At 47.5% G+C, this 17,284-nt stretch carries 15 protein-coding genes; 6 read left to right on the forward strand and 9 right to left on the reverse strand.

The genetic code is table 11. The features are described from left to right. Nucleotides 1-33 precede the first annotated feature (33 nt). On the reverse strand, nucleotides 34-1,563 hold the full coding sequence (locus QN395_RS11120; protein ID WP_323491869.1) for an ATP-binding protein: 1,530 nt from the start codon (nucleotides 1,561-1,563) through the stop codon (nucleotides 34-36). Next, on the reverse strand, nucleotides 1,560-2,288 hold the full coding sequence (locus QN395_RS11125; RefSeq protein WP_322121261.1) for a response regulator transcription factor: 729 nt from the start codon (nucleotides 2,286-2,288) through the stop codon (nucleotides 1,560-1,562). Before QN395_RS11125 ends, QN395_RS11120 begins: the two co-directional genes overlap by 4 nt. Before the next feature lie 638 nt (nucleotides 2,289-2,926). Between QN395_RS11125 and QN395_RS11130 the strand changes: the two genes are divergently transcribed. From QN395_RS11130 to QN395_RS11140, 3 genes are all read left to right on the forward strand, one after another. Next, nucleotides 2,927-3,394, forward strand: a complete 468-nt coding sequence (locus QN395_RS11130) for a hypothetical protein (RefSeq protein WP_322121260.1) — start codon at nucleotides 2,927-2,929, stop codon at nucleotides 3,392-3,394. Between the two features lie 89 nt (nucleotides 3,395-3,483). After that, nucleotides 3,484-3,849 (forward strand): cysteine rich repeat-containing protein, encoded by a 366-nt coding sequence (locus tag QN395_RS11135; RefSeq protein ID WP_322121259.1) that lies wholly within the window; start codon nucleotides 3,484-3,486, stop codon nucleotides 3,847-3,849. A gap of 45 nt (nucleotides 3,850-3,894) precedes the next feature. After that, nucleotides 3,895-4,758, forward strand: coding sequence for a sterol desaturase family protein (locus QN395_RS11140; protein WP_323491868.1), 864 nt, complete (start codon nucleotides 3,895-3,897; stop codon nucleotides 4,756-4,758). 177 nt (nucleotides 4,759-4,935) lie between these two features. Here the strand turns inward: QN395_RS11140 and QN395_RS11145 are convergent, their stop codons facing one another. From QN395_RS11145 to QN395_RS11170, 6 genes are all read right to left on the reverse strand, one after another. Continuing rightward, on the reverse strand, nucleotides 4,936-6,258 hold the full coding sequence (locus QN395_RS11145) for a TolC family outer membrane protein (RefSeq protein ID WP_322121257.1): 1,323 nt from the start codon (nucleotides 6,256-6,258) through the stop codon (nucleotides 4,936-4,938). Nucleotides 6,259-6,416: 158 nt separating this feature from the next. Continuing rightward, nucleotides 6,417-6,740 carry a rhodanese-like domain-containing protein gene (locus QN395_RS11150; RefSeq protein ID WP_322121256.1) on the reverse strand — a complete coding sequence of 108 codons (324 nt, stop codon included), beginning with the start codon at nucleotides 6,738-6,740 and terminating at the stop codon, nucleotides 6,417-6,419. A 17-nt stretch (nucleotides 6,741-6,757) separates the two neighbouring features. Continuing rightward, nucleotides 6,758-7,405: a protein-L-isoaspartate O-methyltransferase gene (locus tag QN395_RS11155; RefSeq protein WP_322121255.1), complete on the reverse strand. Its 648-nt coding sequence runs from the start codon at nucleotides 7,403-7,405 to the stop codon at nucleotides 6,758-6,760. 166 nt (nucleotides 7,406-7,571) lie between these two features. Beyond that, nucleotides 7,572-10,742: an efflux RND transporter permease subunit gene (locus QN395_RS11160; protein ID WP_322121254.1), complete on the reverse strand. Its 3,171-nt coding sequence runs from the start codon at nucleotides 10,740-10,742 to the stop codon at nucleotides 7,572-7,574. A gap of 3 nt (nucleotides 10,743-10,745) precedes the next feature. Beyond that, nucleotides 10,746-11,924, reverse strand: coding sequence for an efflux RND transporter periplasmic adaptor subunit (locus tag QN395_RS11165; protein WP_323491867.1), 1,179 nt, complete (start codon nucleotides 11,922-11,924; stop codon nucleotides 10,746-10,748). Nucleotides 11,925-12,041: 117 nt separating this feature from the next. Then, nucleotides 12,042-12,677 carry a TetR/AcrR family transcriptional regulator gene (locus tag QN395_RS11170; RefSeq protein WP_322121252.1) on the reverse strand — a complete coding sequence of 212 codons (636 nt, stop codon included), beginning with the start codon at nucleotides 12,675-12,677 and terminating at the stop codon, nucleotides 12,042-12,044. 621 nt (nucleotides 12,678-13,298) lie between these two features. Here QN395_RS11170 and QN395_RS11175 point away from each other — a divergent pair. Further along, entirely contained in the window at nucleotides 13,299-13,562 is a 264-nt protein-coding gene (locus QN395_RS11175) for a YkgJ family cysteine cluster protein (protein WP_323491866.1), read from the forward strand. Here QN395_RS11175 and QN395_RS11180 read toward each other — a convergent pair. Continuing rightward, nucleotides 13,540-13,932: a cytochrome c family protein gene (locus QN395_RS11180; RefSeq protein ID WP_322121251.1), complete on the reverse strand. Its 393-nt coding sequence runs from the start codon at nucleotides 13,930-13,932 to the stop codon at nucleotides 13,540-13,542. The two genes, QN395_RS11175 and QN395_RS11180, sit on opposite strands and share 23 nt — an antisense overlap. Nucleotides 13,933-14,533: 601 nt before the next feature. On the opposite strand from QN395_RS11180, the gene QN395_RS11185 reads away from it, so the two are divergent. Continuing rightward, the gene (locus tag QN395_RS11185; RefSeq protein WP_322121250.1) at nucleotides 14,534-15,409 is read left to right on the forward strand and encodes an undecaprenyl-diphosphate phosphatase; all 876 of its coding nucleotides are present in this window, start codon (nucleotides 14,534-14,536) and stop codon (nucleotides 15,407-15,409) included. Nucleotides 15,410-15,412: 3 nt separating this feature from the next. After that, complete coding sequence (gene recQ / locus QN395_RS11190; RefSeq protein ID WP_322121249.1) at nucleotides 15,413-17,242, forward strand: DNA helicase RecQ; 1,830 nt, start codon at nucleotides 15,413-15,415, stop codon at nucleotides 17,240-17,242. Nucleotides 17,243-17,284 lie beyond the last annotated feature (42 nt).

The following is a 17,284-nucleotide window of genomic DNA, read 5'->3' on the forward strand; positions in this document are numbered from 1 at the left end:
AAGGAGATTGTATTTAGGATGGGTAGTCAATCCTTACGCCAGAGGGAAAAACAGTAGCACTTGCAAACCTGGTGCAGCATCTTGCAATAACATCTTGCCGCCGTGTCTTTGCATGGTGCGTTCTACTATCGCTAAGCCCAAACCGGTTCCTGGCAAGCCCCGGTCTTGCGCACCGCGAGAAAAAGGCTTGCGTAACAAATCTCTCTGATCGGCAGCAATACCTGTGCCGTGGTCGCGCACTGCCAATAAGGCAAATTTCTGCTCCTTGGTTTCTTGCAAATATAAACGCACCAGGACAGGCGCTTGACCATATTTAGTGGCGTTATCTAATAAGTTAGCGAGCATTCTCTCGATTGCGATACTACTGGCTGGCGCTATCCATAACGCAGCGCTGGATTCGACGCTTAAGCTGACGTGATCGTAGTCACCGGCACTCAGCAGACGCTGTGTTAGTGCGCATAAATCGACCCGTTCTTCCATCGGTTCGGCCTCGGCACGAGCAAGGTCTAAAAAAGAACCAACCAACTTATCGGCAATCTGAACATTGCGCACAATGCTGTCGCGTTTATTGTTGACTTCTGAAGTCTCGGGTAGCAGCTCGGCAGCCATACGAATGCGGGCAAGCGGCGAGCGTAAATCATGCGAGATCGCAGCTAACATCAAATCTCTTGCGGTATCTTGCTCTGCTCTTTGTGCTGCAAATTCTGCAAATTGGGCGGCTAACTGACGCACTTCTGCTGGCCCTGTGTTTGCTGCTTTTGCTGCTTTTTCTATATCTGCTGACCGAATATAGGAAGTCGCATGGGGTTGATTACTTTTAGCAGCAAAGGCCTTAACGCTGCGCTGTAAATCTAATAAGGGTCTGGCAATACGCCGGCTTAACCAGGCAGAGGCCACAATAAACACTAGGACAACAATGAGGAATCCAATCAAACCACGCCGGCGGATGTCGGGCCCCTCTAGCTCGCTTTGTACGCCGACCCAAACCGGCTGAGCACTGGTTTGCAATTCTAACCATGTGGTAGTGTTTCCTGTCTCACCGCTAACCGCCAGACTGATCACAGGAATGCCTTGAGCATTTAGCTCAGAAATCAGAGCACGGTAGCGCGGCACTAGCGGCATTGGGCTGGCAGAAAATGGCGGCGGGCCGGGGATTAAACTAATGTCTGCCGTGACGGTTTTAGTATTTGGCAGCCTTGCTGGTTGACCGTCGCGTAAATTTTGTTGTACCGGCTTGAGCGCCTGCGCCCATAACGGGGCTGTTGAATGAGCAAAAATATTGGCTTGCTCATTAAATAGCAGGACAACAAATATGACCGTCAACAAAATGCCCACAGTGACTTGGAGTAAAAAAATCCGCGCGAATAGTGAGTCAAACAAAGAATCAAACCTTGAGTAAAACCATTTACTGAATAATTTATAAAATCTGCCGGCAAAGCTCTTGCTTGGACTGATTGTCTGCGCCAGATTTACAGGCTGAATTGTCGACTGACTAATGGGTGGCTCCACAGCCTCATTCATAGAGTTTTGGTCTGAGGGCGACCTGTTGATTTTCTCGCTCATCTCGCGCTGCCTGTAAATACATAACCTTCGCCTCTGACGGTCTCTATCCACTCACGTCCATTGAGTGCGCTACGTAACTTTTTACGTAGTCTAGCGACTTGTACATCAACCGCTCTGTCCAGCGGCATGTAGCTGCCAGGCTGTACCGCCGCAGACAAAGCATCGCGTGACACGGTAACGCCAGGTTGGCTGGCCAAGGCGACTAATAGCTTAAATTCATTCGACGTCAGTTGTAAAATTTGCGGCTCGCGTTCAGCCGGATCAGTGTAAATTGCCCGCCTTGCCATTAAATCCAAAGTCAGGCCATCAAACTGCAATTGGGTACGCTTGGTGAAGACCCTGACCCGACGTGCAAGCGCACGTACGCGGGCGACCAGTTCCCGCGGCTCAAATGGTTTAGCCAGATAATCATCGGCACCCAGCTCTAATCCCAAGACACGATCAATCGGATCGCCTCTGGCAGTCAGCATCAGAATAGGCAAATCATTCCCCGACTCGCGCAAGCGACGGCATACGTCTAAGCCATTCGCATCAGGTAACATCAGATCTAACAGCAAGACATCCGGTTGATAAGTCGCCAGCGCCGCCATACCGAGTGCGGCCGTCGCTGCGCAATGCGTTTGTATCCCTTCGCGCAATAGCAGCTCGCTGGTCATTTGCGATAACTCAATATCATCATCAATCATTAAAACTCTGGTTGGCTCTGCACGTGCGAACATTTCCATAGATGCTTCCCAATTGAATGAAATCAGAATCTGCATTGGTAGCAATGCGATGTCGCAGTAAAGCGCATACGGCACGCGGTAGTCAAGTGGGGAGGTTGATGCTAAGTCGATTTTTTACTTTTGGGATTGCATTCGAATAAACACTGTTCGATAAAATAGTTTCAGCAGGCTCAGGATTGCTTTTTAAGTAATTTTGTAAGGCCAATATTAATATACTCCCCATTATTTCTATGAAAAATGGCTTATTGCCCAATTAATCAATGGACAGATTAAATATACTTGCCTGGAGTATAAATATAGCACCATACAAGCGTCCTACAAAAAATTGATAAGGGTGACAGATAAAATTTTCCCGATCAACGCCTGAACACCACCTAAGCAGCAGCTGAGCAGCACCTAAGCAGCACCTAAGCATACCCTGCCACTACCTGGCATAGCGACTTATCCTCCTATGAGTTTGATTTGTGTCACCGCTGACATATTTTGACATCGGATGTCAAACACAGAAACCTGCCTTGCTCCTAGAATAAAGTCTGCTTATTTCACTTCTTTTATTTGTTTTTTTATTTGTTTTTTTATTTATTAACAGGCCTTCACTAACTGGGCTCAGTTAACAAACTTAACCACCGGAGTCAATCATGAAAACAGCTCGGATTTCTAGCTTTACAGTTGTATTAACCGGCACTTGCCTACTGATTACTGGCCTGACTATCGGCACAAGCGCATCAGCAGCAGAATTTACCGGACGCCATGGCAGTACCGCCAGCGCCAGCGGCGTAGTGCTGCCGAACCGTCAAGGCGGTGTATCGGCCGCCGGGCAAGTCACCGCCAATGGCGCACGAGGCGGCACAGCCAGCGGACAGGCAAATATCCAGACTAACGGGCAGCAAAGCGCTACCTATAGCGCGAATGGCTCCGGAACGACGGCAAACGGCACAAGTTATAGTGGCACCAGTAGCGGTAGCTCCAGCTATAACAGTAGCACCGGTTACGCTGGCAATAACACCACTACGGTGAACGGCAAAACAGTGAATACCAGTACACAAAACGGAGCAACGACAGTGTCTTCCGCTAAGGGGACAAAGACTTTTGGTAGCCGTCACTAAATCAGATATTTTTAATATCTAAATCGAATAACCATCGCAGCGGTTTCAAGACCCATACACAATAAATCATCAACCAACGGAGCCTCATCATGCAAACTCAACGCGTCTCTATATCCACCTTGATGAAGATGTTGACAGCCAGTCTTTTTATACTCGGTGCAGCACATAGTCGGGCAGAAGATGCTGGCTCAGTACAAAAAGCCTGCCGCGCAGATTTCTCTAAGTTCTGCCCATCGATCAAACCTGGCGGTGGCCGTTTAGCCGGATGTCTGAAGGAACATCAAAGTGAATTATCTGCGGGCTGCCAAGAAAAAATGAAAATAGTGTCATCCTGTGGCGAACAAATCAAAGAGCTTTGCGGTAAAGAATCTGATCCTAAAAAAATCAAACAATGCGCTAAAGAACATCGCAGCGAATTTAATGAAGAATGCAAATCCTCAATCACAGACAAATAATTTTTACTTATTTTTTAAGTCATCAATGCCAAGGCGGTGAGCCACATGATGCGTAACGAATTGACGACACAACTGATCAGCGCAAAGACCTTGCCCTGGATTTTTGGCTTGCTATTAATTATTCTTCTGGCGGCCACTATCGAGGGAATAGTGCTAACGTTTTATAGTAAAAAATCCTATGATTGGCGCGCCTATGCGGCGACTGCGGCGGATATGATCATCCGCCAATTGATTGATGCATCGGGTATTTCTATCGCAGCACCAATACTGTTTTTTGCCTATACACATCGGATCAATACGATAGAACTTTCTACGCCTTTTGCATTTTTTTTACTATTCATCGGACAAGAGTTTTTTTACTATTGGTACCACCGTACGTCGCATACAGTGCGTTGGTTTTGGGCGACACACTCGGTACATCATTCGCCGAATGAATTGAATCTGGCTGCGGCTATGCGCTTGGGCTGGACCGGTAAGCTGACAGGCACCAGTTTATTTTTTACGCCATTAGTCTGGTTGGGATTTGCACCGACAACGGTATTAGCAGTAGTGGCGATTAATCTGCTTTATCAGTTTTGGATACATGCAGCGTGGATACCAACGTTGGGGCCGTTGGAGTGGGTACTGAATACACCAGCCCACCACAGCGTGCATCATGCATCGAATCCTGAATACCTGGATTGCAACTACGGCGGCGTCCTGGTTATTTTTGATCGCCTGTTTTGCACCTTCAGACAAGAGCAAGCTGGCATACAAATACGCTACGGCTTAACTGAAAGATTGTATAGCTACAATCCAATAAAAATTGCACTATATGAGTGGAGTAAATTAGTCAGAGATCTGTGGTCGGCAAAGACTTGGCTTATGCGAATAAAAATATTGTTTGGACCACCTGGTACGGTCGATTAGGAATACGGCAGCACCACTAACACGATCCACTCTATCAAGCCTGGAACATCAACATCATAAGTCCAACATAGCAAAAAAATCGCTTCTTAAAACCGGATCATTGCAATTAGCAAACCCAATTTTTAAGAAGCGAAATAAAGTGCAGTCAATCTGCTGCACAAACGATCCGGCTAAAAATTAATGTAAAAGCAAATCGTTAACCTCGATCAGATCAGCTTCTTTTAAAGTACCGGCAGCCGATTTAAGACGCAGGCCGTTCATGATCGTGTCGTAACGCGCTTTCGCCAAATTTTGACGTGTGGTATACAACTGCTGCTGCGCATTCAAAACGTCGATATTGATACGTACACCAACCTGATAACCTAGCTTGTTGGAATCCAATGCCGACTGCGAAGAAATCTCAGCTGCCTCATACGCTTTTACTTGCGCCAGACCGCTAGTGACACCCAGGAATGCTTGGCGGGCATTCTGTGCCGCTGTGCGGCGAGTGAAGTCCAAATCGCTTCTGGCTTTATCTTCTAATGCGATGGATTCACGTACCCGGCTGTCGACTGCAAAACCAGAGAACAGTGGAATATTCCATTGCACACCGATCGAATTCGATTTAACAACACCGTTACCGTTAAGTGAACTATTGCCGCCATTAGAATTACGACCGGAACTGGCAACCAGATCTAGCGTAGGATAATGACCGGCGCGGTTTCTGGAGATATCACGGCGTGCGATCTCTAACGAAACTTGTGATGCGACTACACCATAATTTTGCTTCTCAGCGGAACTCACCCAGTCGCCAATCTGCGCCGGTTGTGGCGAGCTAATTTGAATACCACGTTTGAGTATCGCCAGATCTCCGGCTTCTTTACCAATAATTTGTTGCAAGGCTGCGCGTTTGATTTGCAGATCACTGATACCAGCAAACTCTTGCGCTACCGTCAAATCGTAACGTGCCTGCGCCTCATGCGTGTCGGTAATGGTGGAGGTACCGACTTCAAAATTGCGCTTGGCTGAAGCCAACTGTTCAGAGATCGCCGCCTTTTGAGCTTGCAAAGTTTCCAGAGCGTCTTGCGATGTCAGCACATCAAAATAAGCTTGACCAACTCTGACAATTAAATCTTGCTGCGCTTGTGCAAATTGCGCATCGCTGGCTACGACCAATAATTTACCTTGCTCATATTGCTGCCAGTTTGCCCAACGAAATAAGGGCTGGGATAAAGCTAAGCTATAGGTATTGGTGTAACCCGTACCCTTACTCGTAAACGGCGCGTCGGGCTGAATTTCTGCCGTGGTACGAACATCACTACCGCTCAAAGCCACGCTGGGCAACAAGCCTGCGCGTCCCTGCACTACTTTTTCTAAGCCAGCCACTTGCGAAGCGCGCGCACTGCTGTATTGCGCATCGTTCGCCAATGCATCTTTGTAGATTTGCAGCAAATCAGCGGCACTGGCATCGAGAGTCAGAAAAACACCGGCGATCAGTGTGGCAATGATGGGATTACGCATGTAACACTCCGAAAGAGTAAATAAGTAGATAGGTAGGTAGTAAAGTAAATGATAAAAATCAGTAGTACAGACGTCAGTTAAAAACTTTGCTCCACAAGCTGTAGTAAATTAAGTCGAAATTCATCAAACCGAAATTAATCGAAACGAATTAATTAAAATCAATACACCGGCATTGCGTTATCCACCTGCTGTGCCCAGGCATGCACACCGCCGGTCAGATTGATCACATTCGTAAAATCATGCTGCTCTAAAAAATGTGCGACTTGCATACTACGAGCACCATGATGGCAAATACAAACAATACTAAGGTCTGAATCAAGCTCCTGATGTCTAACCGGAATACTCTGCATCGGCATCAATACCGCACCGGGAATATGACAAGTTTCGTACTCCCATGGTTCCCGTACATCGAGCAGTAAAGGCGGTGTTTTTGTTTGATCCGCTAACCAGATGGCCAATTCAGGCGCTGTCATATGTTGCATGAGCCAATTCCTATTTTTTAAAATTTAAACTTGGATGCAGGCACAGATTGCGGCAACGCCGGTACGACTGTTTCAAACAAAGTCGTGGTCTTAAATTCTGTTGCTGATTCACGCAAAATAAGTTGCGCCGACATCGCAGGAGCCTGACCTGCGATCACAAACAAACGACCACCGACATTCAATTGCTGTTGCAAATGCGGAGGCACAATTTCTAGCGAACCACTGACAACGATCACATCATAAGTATTGTTATTAGCGATTAAGCCGTTGCCAACAATCACGGTGACATTAGGAACATCGTTCTCACGCAGATTATGTTTGGCAGTTTCTGCCAGCGCTGGATTGGTTTCAGTCGTGGTGACATGGTGTGCCTGATGCGCCAGCAAAGCGGGCAAATATCCAGTGCCTGTACCGATCACCAAAACTGACTCCTGTTTTTTAACAAACAGTTCTTGCAAAATACGTGCTTCGAGTTTTGGGCTCAGGGCAAAAGTGCCGTCCGCAAGCGGTAACTCGGTATCAAAAAATGCCAGGCTTTTTTGGCTTTCCGGGAAAAAGTTTTCACGCTTACAAATGATCAATAAATTTAAAACATCCAGATCCAGTACATTCCATGGACGGATTTGCTGTTCTATCATGTTAAAACGGGCTTGTTCGATATTCATATTGTTCACTCTGTCGCATTAATGATGGGGAACCCGCATTTTATCAAAGCGCGCTGCCACATAGAAGAATCCTTCAATCACTACACTCACTACACTCACTACACTCACTACACTCACTACACCTGCTGTACCGCTACTGCTTCAATTCTGAGTAAAGATAATTTGTTCAAGATAGCCATTTCTTTTTAAACCATTCACCTAAATCGTCCAGATAGGTGTACATCACCGGCACAACCACTAACGTCAATAAGGACGAGGTGATAATGCCGCCAATCACTGCCTGCCCCATAGGTGCTCTTTGCTCTGAACCCTCGGTCAAGGCAAATGCCAGCGGCACCATGCCAAATACCATTGCCAGGGTGGTCATCAAAATAGGGCGCAACCTGACATGAGCGGCCTCTAACAAGGCATCAATCCGGTTCATCCCGTCCCTCCGTGCCTGATTGGCAAAATCCACCAGCAAAATCGCATTCTTGGTCACCAGACCCATCAACATGATGAAGCCGATAATGGAAAACATATTCAAGGTCGACCGGAAAAACATCAGTGCCAGGAAAACACCAATCAGTGTCATTGGCAAAGCAGTCATAATCGCAATCGGCTGCAAGAAGCTGGCAAACTGCGATGCCAAAATCATGTAAATAAAAATCACTGCCAAAGCCAGTGCAGATACGGCATAGCCAAAGGATTCCGCCATATTTTTAGACGCTCCGCCCATCTGATAGCGATAACCTGGCTGCCATTGCATGCTGTCTAAAATCTTCTTGACCTCGGCGCTAACTTCTCCGGCAGAGCGCCCGACGACGTTGGCTGACAGCTCAACCTCACGATTTAAATCCCGGCGATTAATCTGATTGGCGCCAGTCGATGCCTGGATATCAGCGACCTGACGCAAAGGCACCATCTTGGGGGAACCATCGGCATTGGTTTGAGAACTTGCCAACATCAAGCGTGATAAATCGTCTTGGTTGTTTCTATCGCTAGGCGACAAACGCACTGATACATCATAATTTTCATTATCTGGTGCGCGCCAGGTGGTTGCGGCTTCACCCGCTAATAAAGGTCGCAAGGCATTCCCAATTTGTGCCACGCCAACACCCAGATCAGCGCCAATATCACGTTTAGGCTGAATTGAAATCGTCGGCTTTTCAGCCTTCAAGCTGGAGTCCAGATCAACCAATCCCGGAATGGCGCGAAGGCGGCGCTGCACGTCTTCTGACATGATGGCTAATTGCTTGAGATCGGTACCAAGCAAGCTAAACCGGAGTTGTTTGTTGTCACCACCCACGCCGTCCAGTGCGCCGATATGCGTGACGGTAATGCCCGCGATCTGCGTTAAGCGATTACGCAATGGAATCGACATCTGCGATGTGCTTCTAATGCGATCTTTACGCGGGACTAGACGGATGTATGTCGTCACATAACTTTTACCTTGGGCGGAACCAGTATTGACGGTGCTATAGGTATCCAAGACTTCTGGAAATTCTTTCAACACCGACTCAACTTGATGCACCTTGGTCTCGGTCAGTTCTAAGGAAGAACCAACTGGAGTATAAAAGGTGATGCCCGTTTCTGAGTAATCTGCTTGCGGAATAAACTCTGATCCTATCAGGCCACCAATAGGAATTAATAAGCCACCAATAAAAGTCAAAGCGGCAATGAGCAAAGTCATGATGCGATGCTTGAGCGACCACCTGAGCATGTTCTGATATGCCGCAGAAAACCACTGTACACCGCGCTCAAATTGCTCTAACACACGACCGATGGTATTGGCGTAAAACCCTTTGCGCCCCTTGCTAGCTTTATCTTCAGCATTGGCATGGACATCAGGATCTGGCCAGATCGACGACAACATAGGATCTAGGGTGAAAGAGACGAACATCGAGATCAATACCGCCGCCGTCACCGTGATACCAAACTGATGGAAAAACCGGCCAATAATGCCGCCCATGAAACCTACCGGCAAAAATACCGCGACGATAGAGAATGTCGTTGCCAGCACCGCCAAACCAATTTCAGCAGTGCCTTCTAAAGCGGCAGTATGGTGATCTTTATACTTACCATTCACCTTCATGCCGGCATGGCGCACGATATTCTCACGTACGACAATCGCGTCATCAATCAACAAGCCAACGCAAAGCGATAATGCCATCAGCGTAATCATATTGATGGTGAAACCAAACATATCCATGAATAAGAAAGTACCGATCAAAGCGACTGGCAAAGTTAAGCCTGTAATCACCGTTGAGCGCCATGAATTCAAGAAGAGGAAAACAATCAGAATAGTCAGTGCAGCACCCTCGATCAGGGTTCTACGCACGTTTTCTACACCGACACGTATCTGGCGAGAACCATCTTTAATGACTTGTACTTTGACACCGGGATATAAGGCTTTGAGCTGCGGCGTCAGATTCTTTAATGCCTCAGCCAAACCATCGGCAACTTCTATGGTGTTTTGTCCCTGGGCTTTTAAAATATCCAGCGCCAGAGTGCGTTGGCCGTTGTAAAGCGCCAGACTTTCTTGCTCTTCTTGTCCGTCAATAATGGTAGCTACTTGCGACAAAAAGACCGGTTGCCCACCGCGCTTGCTGACGATAATCCGACCAAAATCGGCAGGATTTTTGATACGTCCTTGTATCTGTACTACCTTCTCATTATCTAAGGAACGTATTGCACCTGTTGGTAATTCCTGGTTTTCATTTTTTACTGCATTGATAACTTGATCGACACCCAGGCCCAAGGCTTCCATCTCATTCGGCTTGATATAAATCTTGATCTCACGTTTGACGCCACCGACCAAAGTAACAGAGCCGACGCCGCGTACATTCTCTAAACGCTTTTTTACGATCTGATCGCCGATTGTGGTCAACTCACGGAAATCTCGTTTCTTAATCGTGTCGTCGTTAGTCACTGACACCGAAAAAATAGGTTTATCAGACGGGTCATAACGTGTCACCCGTGGCTCTTTGACTTCCTTTCGAAATCCCGACTTAATCAGTGCAACTTTTTCACGCACGTCTTGTGCGGCTTGTGCCGGGTCAATGGTTAAATCGAACTCCATAATCACCACAGAACTACCCTCGTAAGAACGCGAGGTCAGAGCGCTGATGCCATTGATGGTGTTAACCGATTCTTCTACTTTGCGGGTGATGTCCGACTCGATGGTTTCCGGCGACGCACCCGGATAATCGGTCTGGATGACGACCACAGGAAAAGTAATATCAGGGAACTGATCCACCCGTAAACGCTTGTATGAAAACAAGCCCAACACCACAAACGCCACCATCATCATGGTCGCTAAGACTGGGTTGCCAATACTAATACGCGTAAACCACATGGCTTAGCCTTTGCTATTGGTCTGAACGGCCGCTTGCAGCACTTTCACTGCAACGCCGGAACGCAAACTGCCGAGATTAGCTTTGACGATTTGCGCATCTTTTGCCAGACCAGATAACACTTCTACGCTAGCAGTGCCATTACTCTCGCCTTGCAATCCAAGCGTCACGTTTTTTTGTTGCAAGACATTGTTTTCAATCGCATACACAAAGGTTTTATTGCCGTCGTATTGCAATGCCGTTTGCGGGATAGTCATCACGTCGGACTTTTTATCGAGCGCTAATTGCGCTTCCGCAAAGACGCCCGCTTTAACTTGTCCATCCGTATTGGCGACCTGAATATAGGTCATGATAGAACGTGAGCCAGATTGGACTGCCGGATTAATCCGCGTCACTTTACCGACTATCGCCGTAGCGATGCCTTCAACTTTGAGCGTCACTTGCTGGCCTAATTTGATACTTGCAATATCTTGGCTAGGAACCGCTGCTTCCATCTCCAACACACGCAAATCGACAATATCCAGTAAGCGATTATCGGGCGAGACTTTTTCGCCCGGCTGTACACTGCGGACACTCACCAGGCCAGCAATTGGCGACTTGACGATGGTATCTGCCAAGGCTTTTTGTGCGACGGATAAAGCACCTTTGGCAGAGTCAACATTGGCTGCAGCGATCGCATATTGGTTTACGCCATTATCAAAGGCGTTGGCTGAAATAAAATTTTTATCCAGCAATGCCTTGTTGTTATCACGAGTTTGCTTGGCGATATCCAGCTGGCCTTGGGCTGCCTTGAGTGCGCCGCGTGCCTGCTCTAGCTTGGCATCGTATTCTGTGCTGTCCATTTTGACTAAGACCTGACCGACCTGTACGGCCTCACCTTCACGCACCAGCACTTCGCGCACTTCTGCCGCGACTTTGGCCTTGACTGCGGATTGATTCATGGCGCGCAAGGCACCTGACAAGGTCAAGGTTTTTTGAATATCGGTGGAAGCGACCGTCACAATATCTGTGGGTAAAAACTCTAATATTTGTGGTGTACTTGTAGTCGCTGTCAAACTAGCGACTGATTTTTGTGCTGTATTTTGGAGGCTCTCAATCGATTTTTTCTTCAAGAAAAAAAGTCCTGCTCCCAGCAATACAAATACAACAATGATCCATAATCCCCGACGCTGTAGCATAGTCATCCCGTGTTATTTAATTTTTATTGTGTTTTTATTGCAAGTACATCACTGTTGCAGCAGCCTTGTTCAAACTAATTTAGACTAACATAGTGCCAGTGCGATCGACGCTCACCAACCGCGTCAATTTGGATTGGCTAACAAACCATGTAATGCCATGTCCATATAATGTTCCAGATAGGTTTCCAGATCCTCGGTCCGAATCTGGCACACGCTATAGGAATGCTTCCACATCATCATCATGATCATAGGCGCGATCAATATCTTGGCGCCAATACTAGGATCAATTTTCCGCATTTCCCCGCTATCTATACCTCTTTGCAACAAACGTATCATCATTGCATCGCTGGGGGCGATCACTTCTTCGTAATAAAACTGTGCCAGATCAGGGAAGTTAGCCGCTTCCGCCATCATCAACTTACTCAGTCCCGATAATTTGGTTTTGCCAATGCGCTCCCACCAGGTTCCCATAAACTGGCGGAACAAATCGGCAGTGCTGCCAGTAAATTGATCAATTAACTCACCCGCTTCGCCAATTAAAGGGACGACGCTATCACGCACGACTGCTTTAAATAGCTCTTCTTTACTGCTGTAATACAAATACAAAGTCCCTTTGGAGACACCAGCAATGCGTGCCACATCATCCAGACGGGTTGCGGCAAATCCGCGCTCGACAAATAAATCGAGTGCAGCAGCAAGTAGTTCTTGAGGGCGAGCATCCTTACGACGCTCCCAGCGGGGCTTGAACGGACAGGGCATGATGATGGGGAAATTTAACTTACTGAAGAGTCAGTAATATAAACTTCTCTACCCTGAGCGTCAAGGAAACAGTTTCCGCTACAGCCTTACCAAAGCATGCTCTGGAGTTGTTTCCCATTGCCGCATCGCACTGAGGCAGATTGTCAGGTTTCTATCAGTATCTCGCCATCAATATGCGATCAAGCAGCAAAAGTGGAGGCTGAAATGACAAAATACAGCCGCGAACGACAAGATCACCGGAGGGATTGATGGTTTTTCAATATGGTAAGTGTCTGCTACTATTTAAACCCAGATTTTCCATAGTAACAGCGACAAGTGTGCCTTTGGCGAACTGACTGGCTAGACGCGACGACGACGCAAGCTGCATCTTGCTAGGAGGAGCAACAACGCCAGGCAGTTCGCCAAAGGTGCAATTGTCGCTGTAGCGCTCCCACTCAAATCGCGGTGGTGTTATCCCTCTGATGACCGCATGCCGTCTGCGTTTCTGCGAAGTGGTAGCGGTCTAATGGAAAATCGGGGTTGAATAGGAGCTGAGAAGTGTCTACGATGCACCTGCAACACAAGTCATGCCGTATCCTGGTCAAAACTCTACTGAATAACTTTTACTAATGAAATACCCACATGATTTGTCGTGACAATTGCGGTGCGTGTTGCACCGCCCCTTCGATTTCGAGTGCTATCCCCGGAATGCCCAATGGCAAACCGGCTGGCATCAGATGCATACAATTGACGGCGAATAATCAATGTCAGATTTTTGGGCGTCCGGAGCGCCCCTCCTGTTGCTCAGGACTTCAGCCGTCCACAGAGATGTGCGGATCAACCCGGGAACAAGCGATTCTATGGCTTAGCGAACTAGAGAGAATCACTGCACCGGCTTTGCATTAACCATTGGGAAGCTACGCAAGTAAGTAAGTAGATTGGTAATTTCCTTCTCATCACCAATCCCGTAAAAACGCATTTTTGTACCGGGTACAAGATCGCTGGGGTCCTTCAAAAATGCGGTCAACGATTTCTCTGACCAGACGATGCCTGAATTTTTCATTGCTTGTGAATATCGATAATCACCCGTTGCCCCTGCGCGTCTGCCGATAATGCCATTCAGTTCAGGGCCAAAACCACCTCGGGCAGAGGGACCTACCTGGTGACACGAAGCACATTTTTTAAAGGCGGCCTTACCGGCCTCCAGGTTGCCAGAAGTTTGCGCCGAGGCAAACTGACTGACCAGTACGAATATCAATAAGACTAATTTATGCATGATGGGTCAATAGTGGAGGTAAGTATGTGAAGTGTGCATGCAATACATCGCTGCAACGCGGACACAAAATAGATCATATCCAATTTTTGTAAAACAGGATTAATGGGACGACGTTGGGCTTTTTGAAGGCACCCTTCGAAGTTGTACTACTCAAAGACTCACGCAAAACCGCCCCAGCTGAGTTGTAGCTCCTGGCTCTACTTAAGTGCTATCTTCGTCGCCACGCCTTGCGGGGATAATTTTGCGTAAGCCTTATATTTTTCACTGACAACCACCCTGCCAGCATATATCTGCATAGCGCTGACGGAATCTCAAACGCGCCCGACCTGTACAAACATTCTTTGCTATATTTAAAATACTCCCATATAGTATTTTAAATATGTCCATATATTATCTGGACAATACACCATTTAATAAAAATTTTATGGGGAGTATATGAATTTATCGTACTTTGTAACAAATTCGAGGGGCGCGTAGCATGCGACCATGTTAAGCTTCGTGCCGACTAATTGAGCATGCGATTTTTCTCATATTTGTCCAGCATTGACGCATCATCTACCTTCTTTTTTTCATCCCATTCACTCACAATTTTCTGCCGACTATGGATCTTATCTTCGCCGTAAAAATCATCATCATGGGTATCGTTGAGGGACTGACGGAATTCCTGCCGATCTCCTCTACAGGGCACTTGATACTGACGGGTAGCCTGATTAACTTTACCGAAGGCATTTCATCAGATACGGCCAAAGTATTTGATATCGTGATACAAGCTGGTGCAATTTTCGCGGTTTGCTGGGAATATCGGCAAAAAATTGCGAGCGTGACGATGGGATTAGCGAGCGATAAAAAATCTCAGAAATTTGCGCTCAACCTAGTGGTTGCGTTTTTGCCTGCAGCGATACTCGGCGTGTTGTTCATCAAAACAATCAAGGCCTATTTATTTGCGCCAGTTCCGGTCGCACTCGCCTTCATCATCGGTGGCTTGATTATTTTGTGGGTAGAGCGTAAAAACAAACCCGCTACTGGCAACGCAAACACAGTCGCCAGTGCGGACAAAGTGGCGCGTGTCCAGTCCGTGGATGATATGACGATGTTAGATGCGCTCAAAATTGGTATCGCTCAATCCTTCGGTTTGATCCCCGGCACCAGCCGTTCTGGCGCGACGATTATTGGCGGTATGTTATTTGGCTTAAGCAGAAAAGCCGCCACTGAGTTTTCGTTCTTCTTAGCGATTCCGACCTTGCTGGGAGCAACTGTATATTCGCTCTACAAAGCACGTCATGAATTGTCGATGACCGATGTGCCTGTATTTAGCCTCGGAACTGTTGCCGCATTTATCTCAGCCTTCTTTTGTGTACGCTGGTTATTGCGTTATATCGCTTCTCATAATTTCAATGCATTTGCCTGGTACCGCATCGCGTTTGGCATCATGATTTTAATTACTGCCTACACTGGCGCGATCGCCTGGGTTGATTAAGTTGTGACAGAAGCTAGCAATACTGCCGATCCGGCACTGCACTTATTACAAACCGTATTTGGCTACCCGTCTTTTCGTGGGCAGCAAGAACAAATTGTCGGACATGTCGTCAAGGGCGGTGACGCTCTGGTGCTAATGCCAACTGGCGGCGGTAAGTCTTTGTGTTATCAAATTCCGGCGCTGATACGGCATGGCGTCGGCATCGTCATCTCGCCACTGATTGCGCTGATGCAGGATCAAGTGGATGCGCTGGAAGAAGTCGGTGTGCGCGCTGCCTTTCTCAATTCGACGCAAAGTTTTGACGAAGCCTTACGTATCGAAAAAATGATGCGTAACGGCGAGTTGGACATGGTGTACATCGCGCCAGAGCGCTTGATGACACAGCGTTGTCTGGAATTATTATCGGTAACGCCACTGGCTCTTTTTGCGATTGATGAGGCGCATTGCGTATCGCAATGGGGTCATGATTTCCGGCCGGAATATATCAAGCTGTCGATCTTGCATGAACGCTTTCCCTCGGTGCCGCGTATCGCCCTGACCGCGACCGCCGATCAGCAAACCCGTGATGAAATTATTCACCGCTTGCAGTTAGAAAATGCACTGCAATTTGTCTCGTCCTTTGATCGTCCTAACATCCGTTACCAAATTGTGGAGAAGGCGAATGGACGCAAGCAATTACTCGATTTTATTCAGGCGCAACACAATGGCGATGCGGGGATTGTGTATTGCCTGTCGCGTAAAAAGGTCGAAGAGACCGCTGAATTTTTGAATGAAAACGGCATCACTGCTCTGCCCTATCATGCCGGGATGGCGCTGCCGGACCGGACAAAAAATCAGTCCCGTTTTTTGCGCGAAGACGGGATAGTGATGACGGCGACAATCGCCTTTGGCATGGGTATCGATAAACCTGATGTGCGCTTTGTCGCCCATCTGGATTTACCCAAAAGTATTGAAGGCTATTATCAAGAAACTGGCCGTGCAGGACGTGATGGAACGAGTGCCAATGCCTGGATGGCCTATGGTTTGCAAGACGTAGTTCAGCAGCGTCGCATGATTGATGAATCCGAAGCGAATGAAACCTTTAAACGTGTGCAAGGCGTTAAGCTCGATGCCATGCTGGGCTTGTGCGAAACGCTGAATTGCCGGCGCGTACATATCCTCGATTATTTTGGACAACAATCGCAAGCCTGCGGCAACTGCGACACCTGCTTGTCACCACCAACCTCGTTTGATGGCAGCCTGGCAGCACAAAAAATTCTTTCTACTATCTACCGTGCCGATCAACGCTTCGCTGCGGGTCATATCATTGACGTTTTGCGCGGCATCGATACTGATCGCGTCAAGCAATGGCGACATGATCAGCTGTCCACTTTTGGTATAGGCTCTGACAAAAGCGAAGCAGAGTGGCGCGCACTGTTGCGACAATTAATCGCACTCGGTCTGGTCTCAGTCGATTATGACAATTTTAGCTCGCTAAAACTCACTCAAGAGTCACGCGCTGTTTTAAAAGGCGAGACCAAAGTACAACTGCGGCAATATAAAAAAGCAGAAAAAGCCGTCAAACATAAACGTCAATCGGCAAAAGATTACGCCGAGTCAAACCTCTCGAATAGCGAGCAAGCTATCTTCGAGAAACTGCGTTGGTGGCGGGTAGAAACTGCCAAGGCGCACAACACAGCGGCCTTCATTATTTTCCATGATTCGACCCTGCGCGAAATCGCCAAAGCCAATCCTAGATCAATGGACGATTTACGAGGTGTGACTGGCGTTGGCGAGAAAAAATTAGAGCGCTACGGAGCAGAAATTGTGGCGTTGATTGCGGAATTGCAGTAAGCGGTGAATCGCCTTAATAAATCATTTTGGCGAATGACTTTA

This window comes from Undibacterium sp. RTI2.2 (assembly GCF_035018705.1).
Classification (GTDB): Bacteria; Pseudomonadota; Gammaproteobacteria; order Burkholderiales; family Burkholderiaceae_D; genus Undibacterium.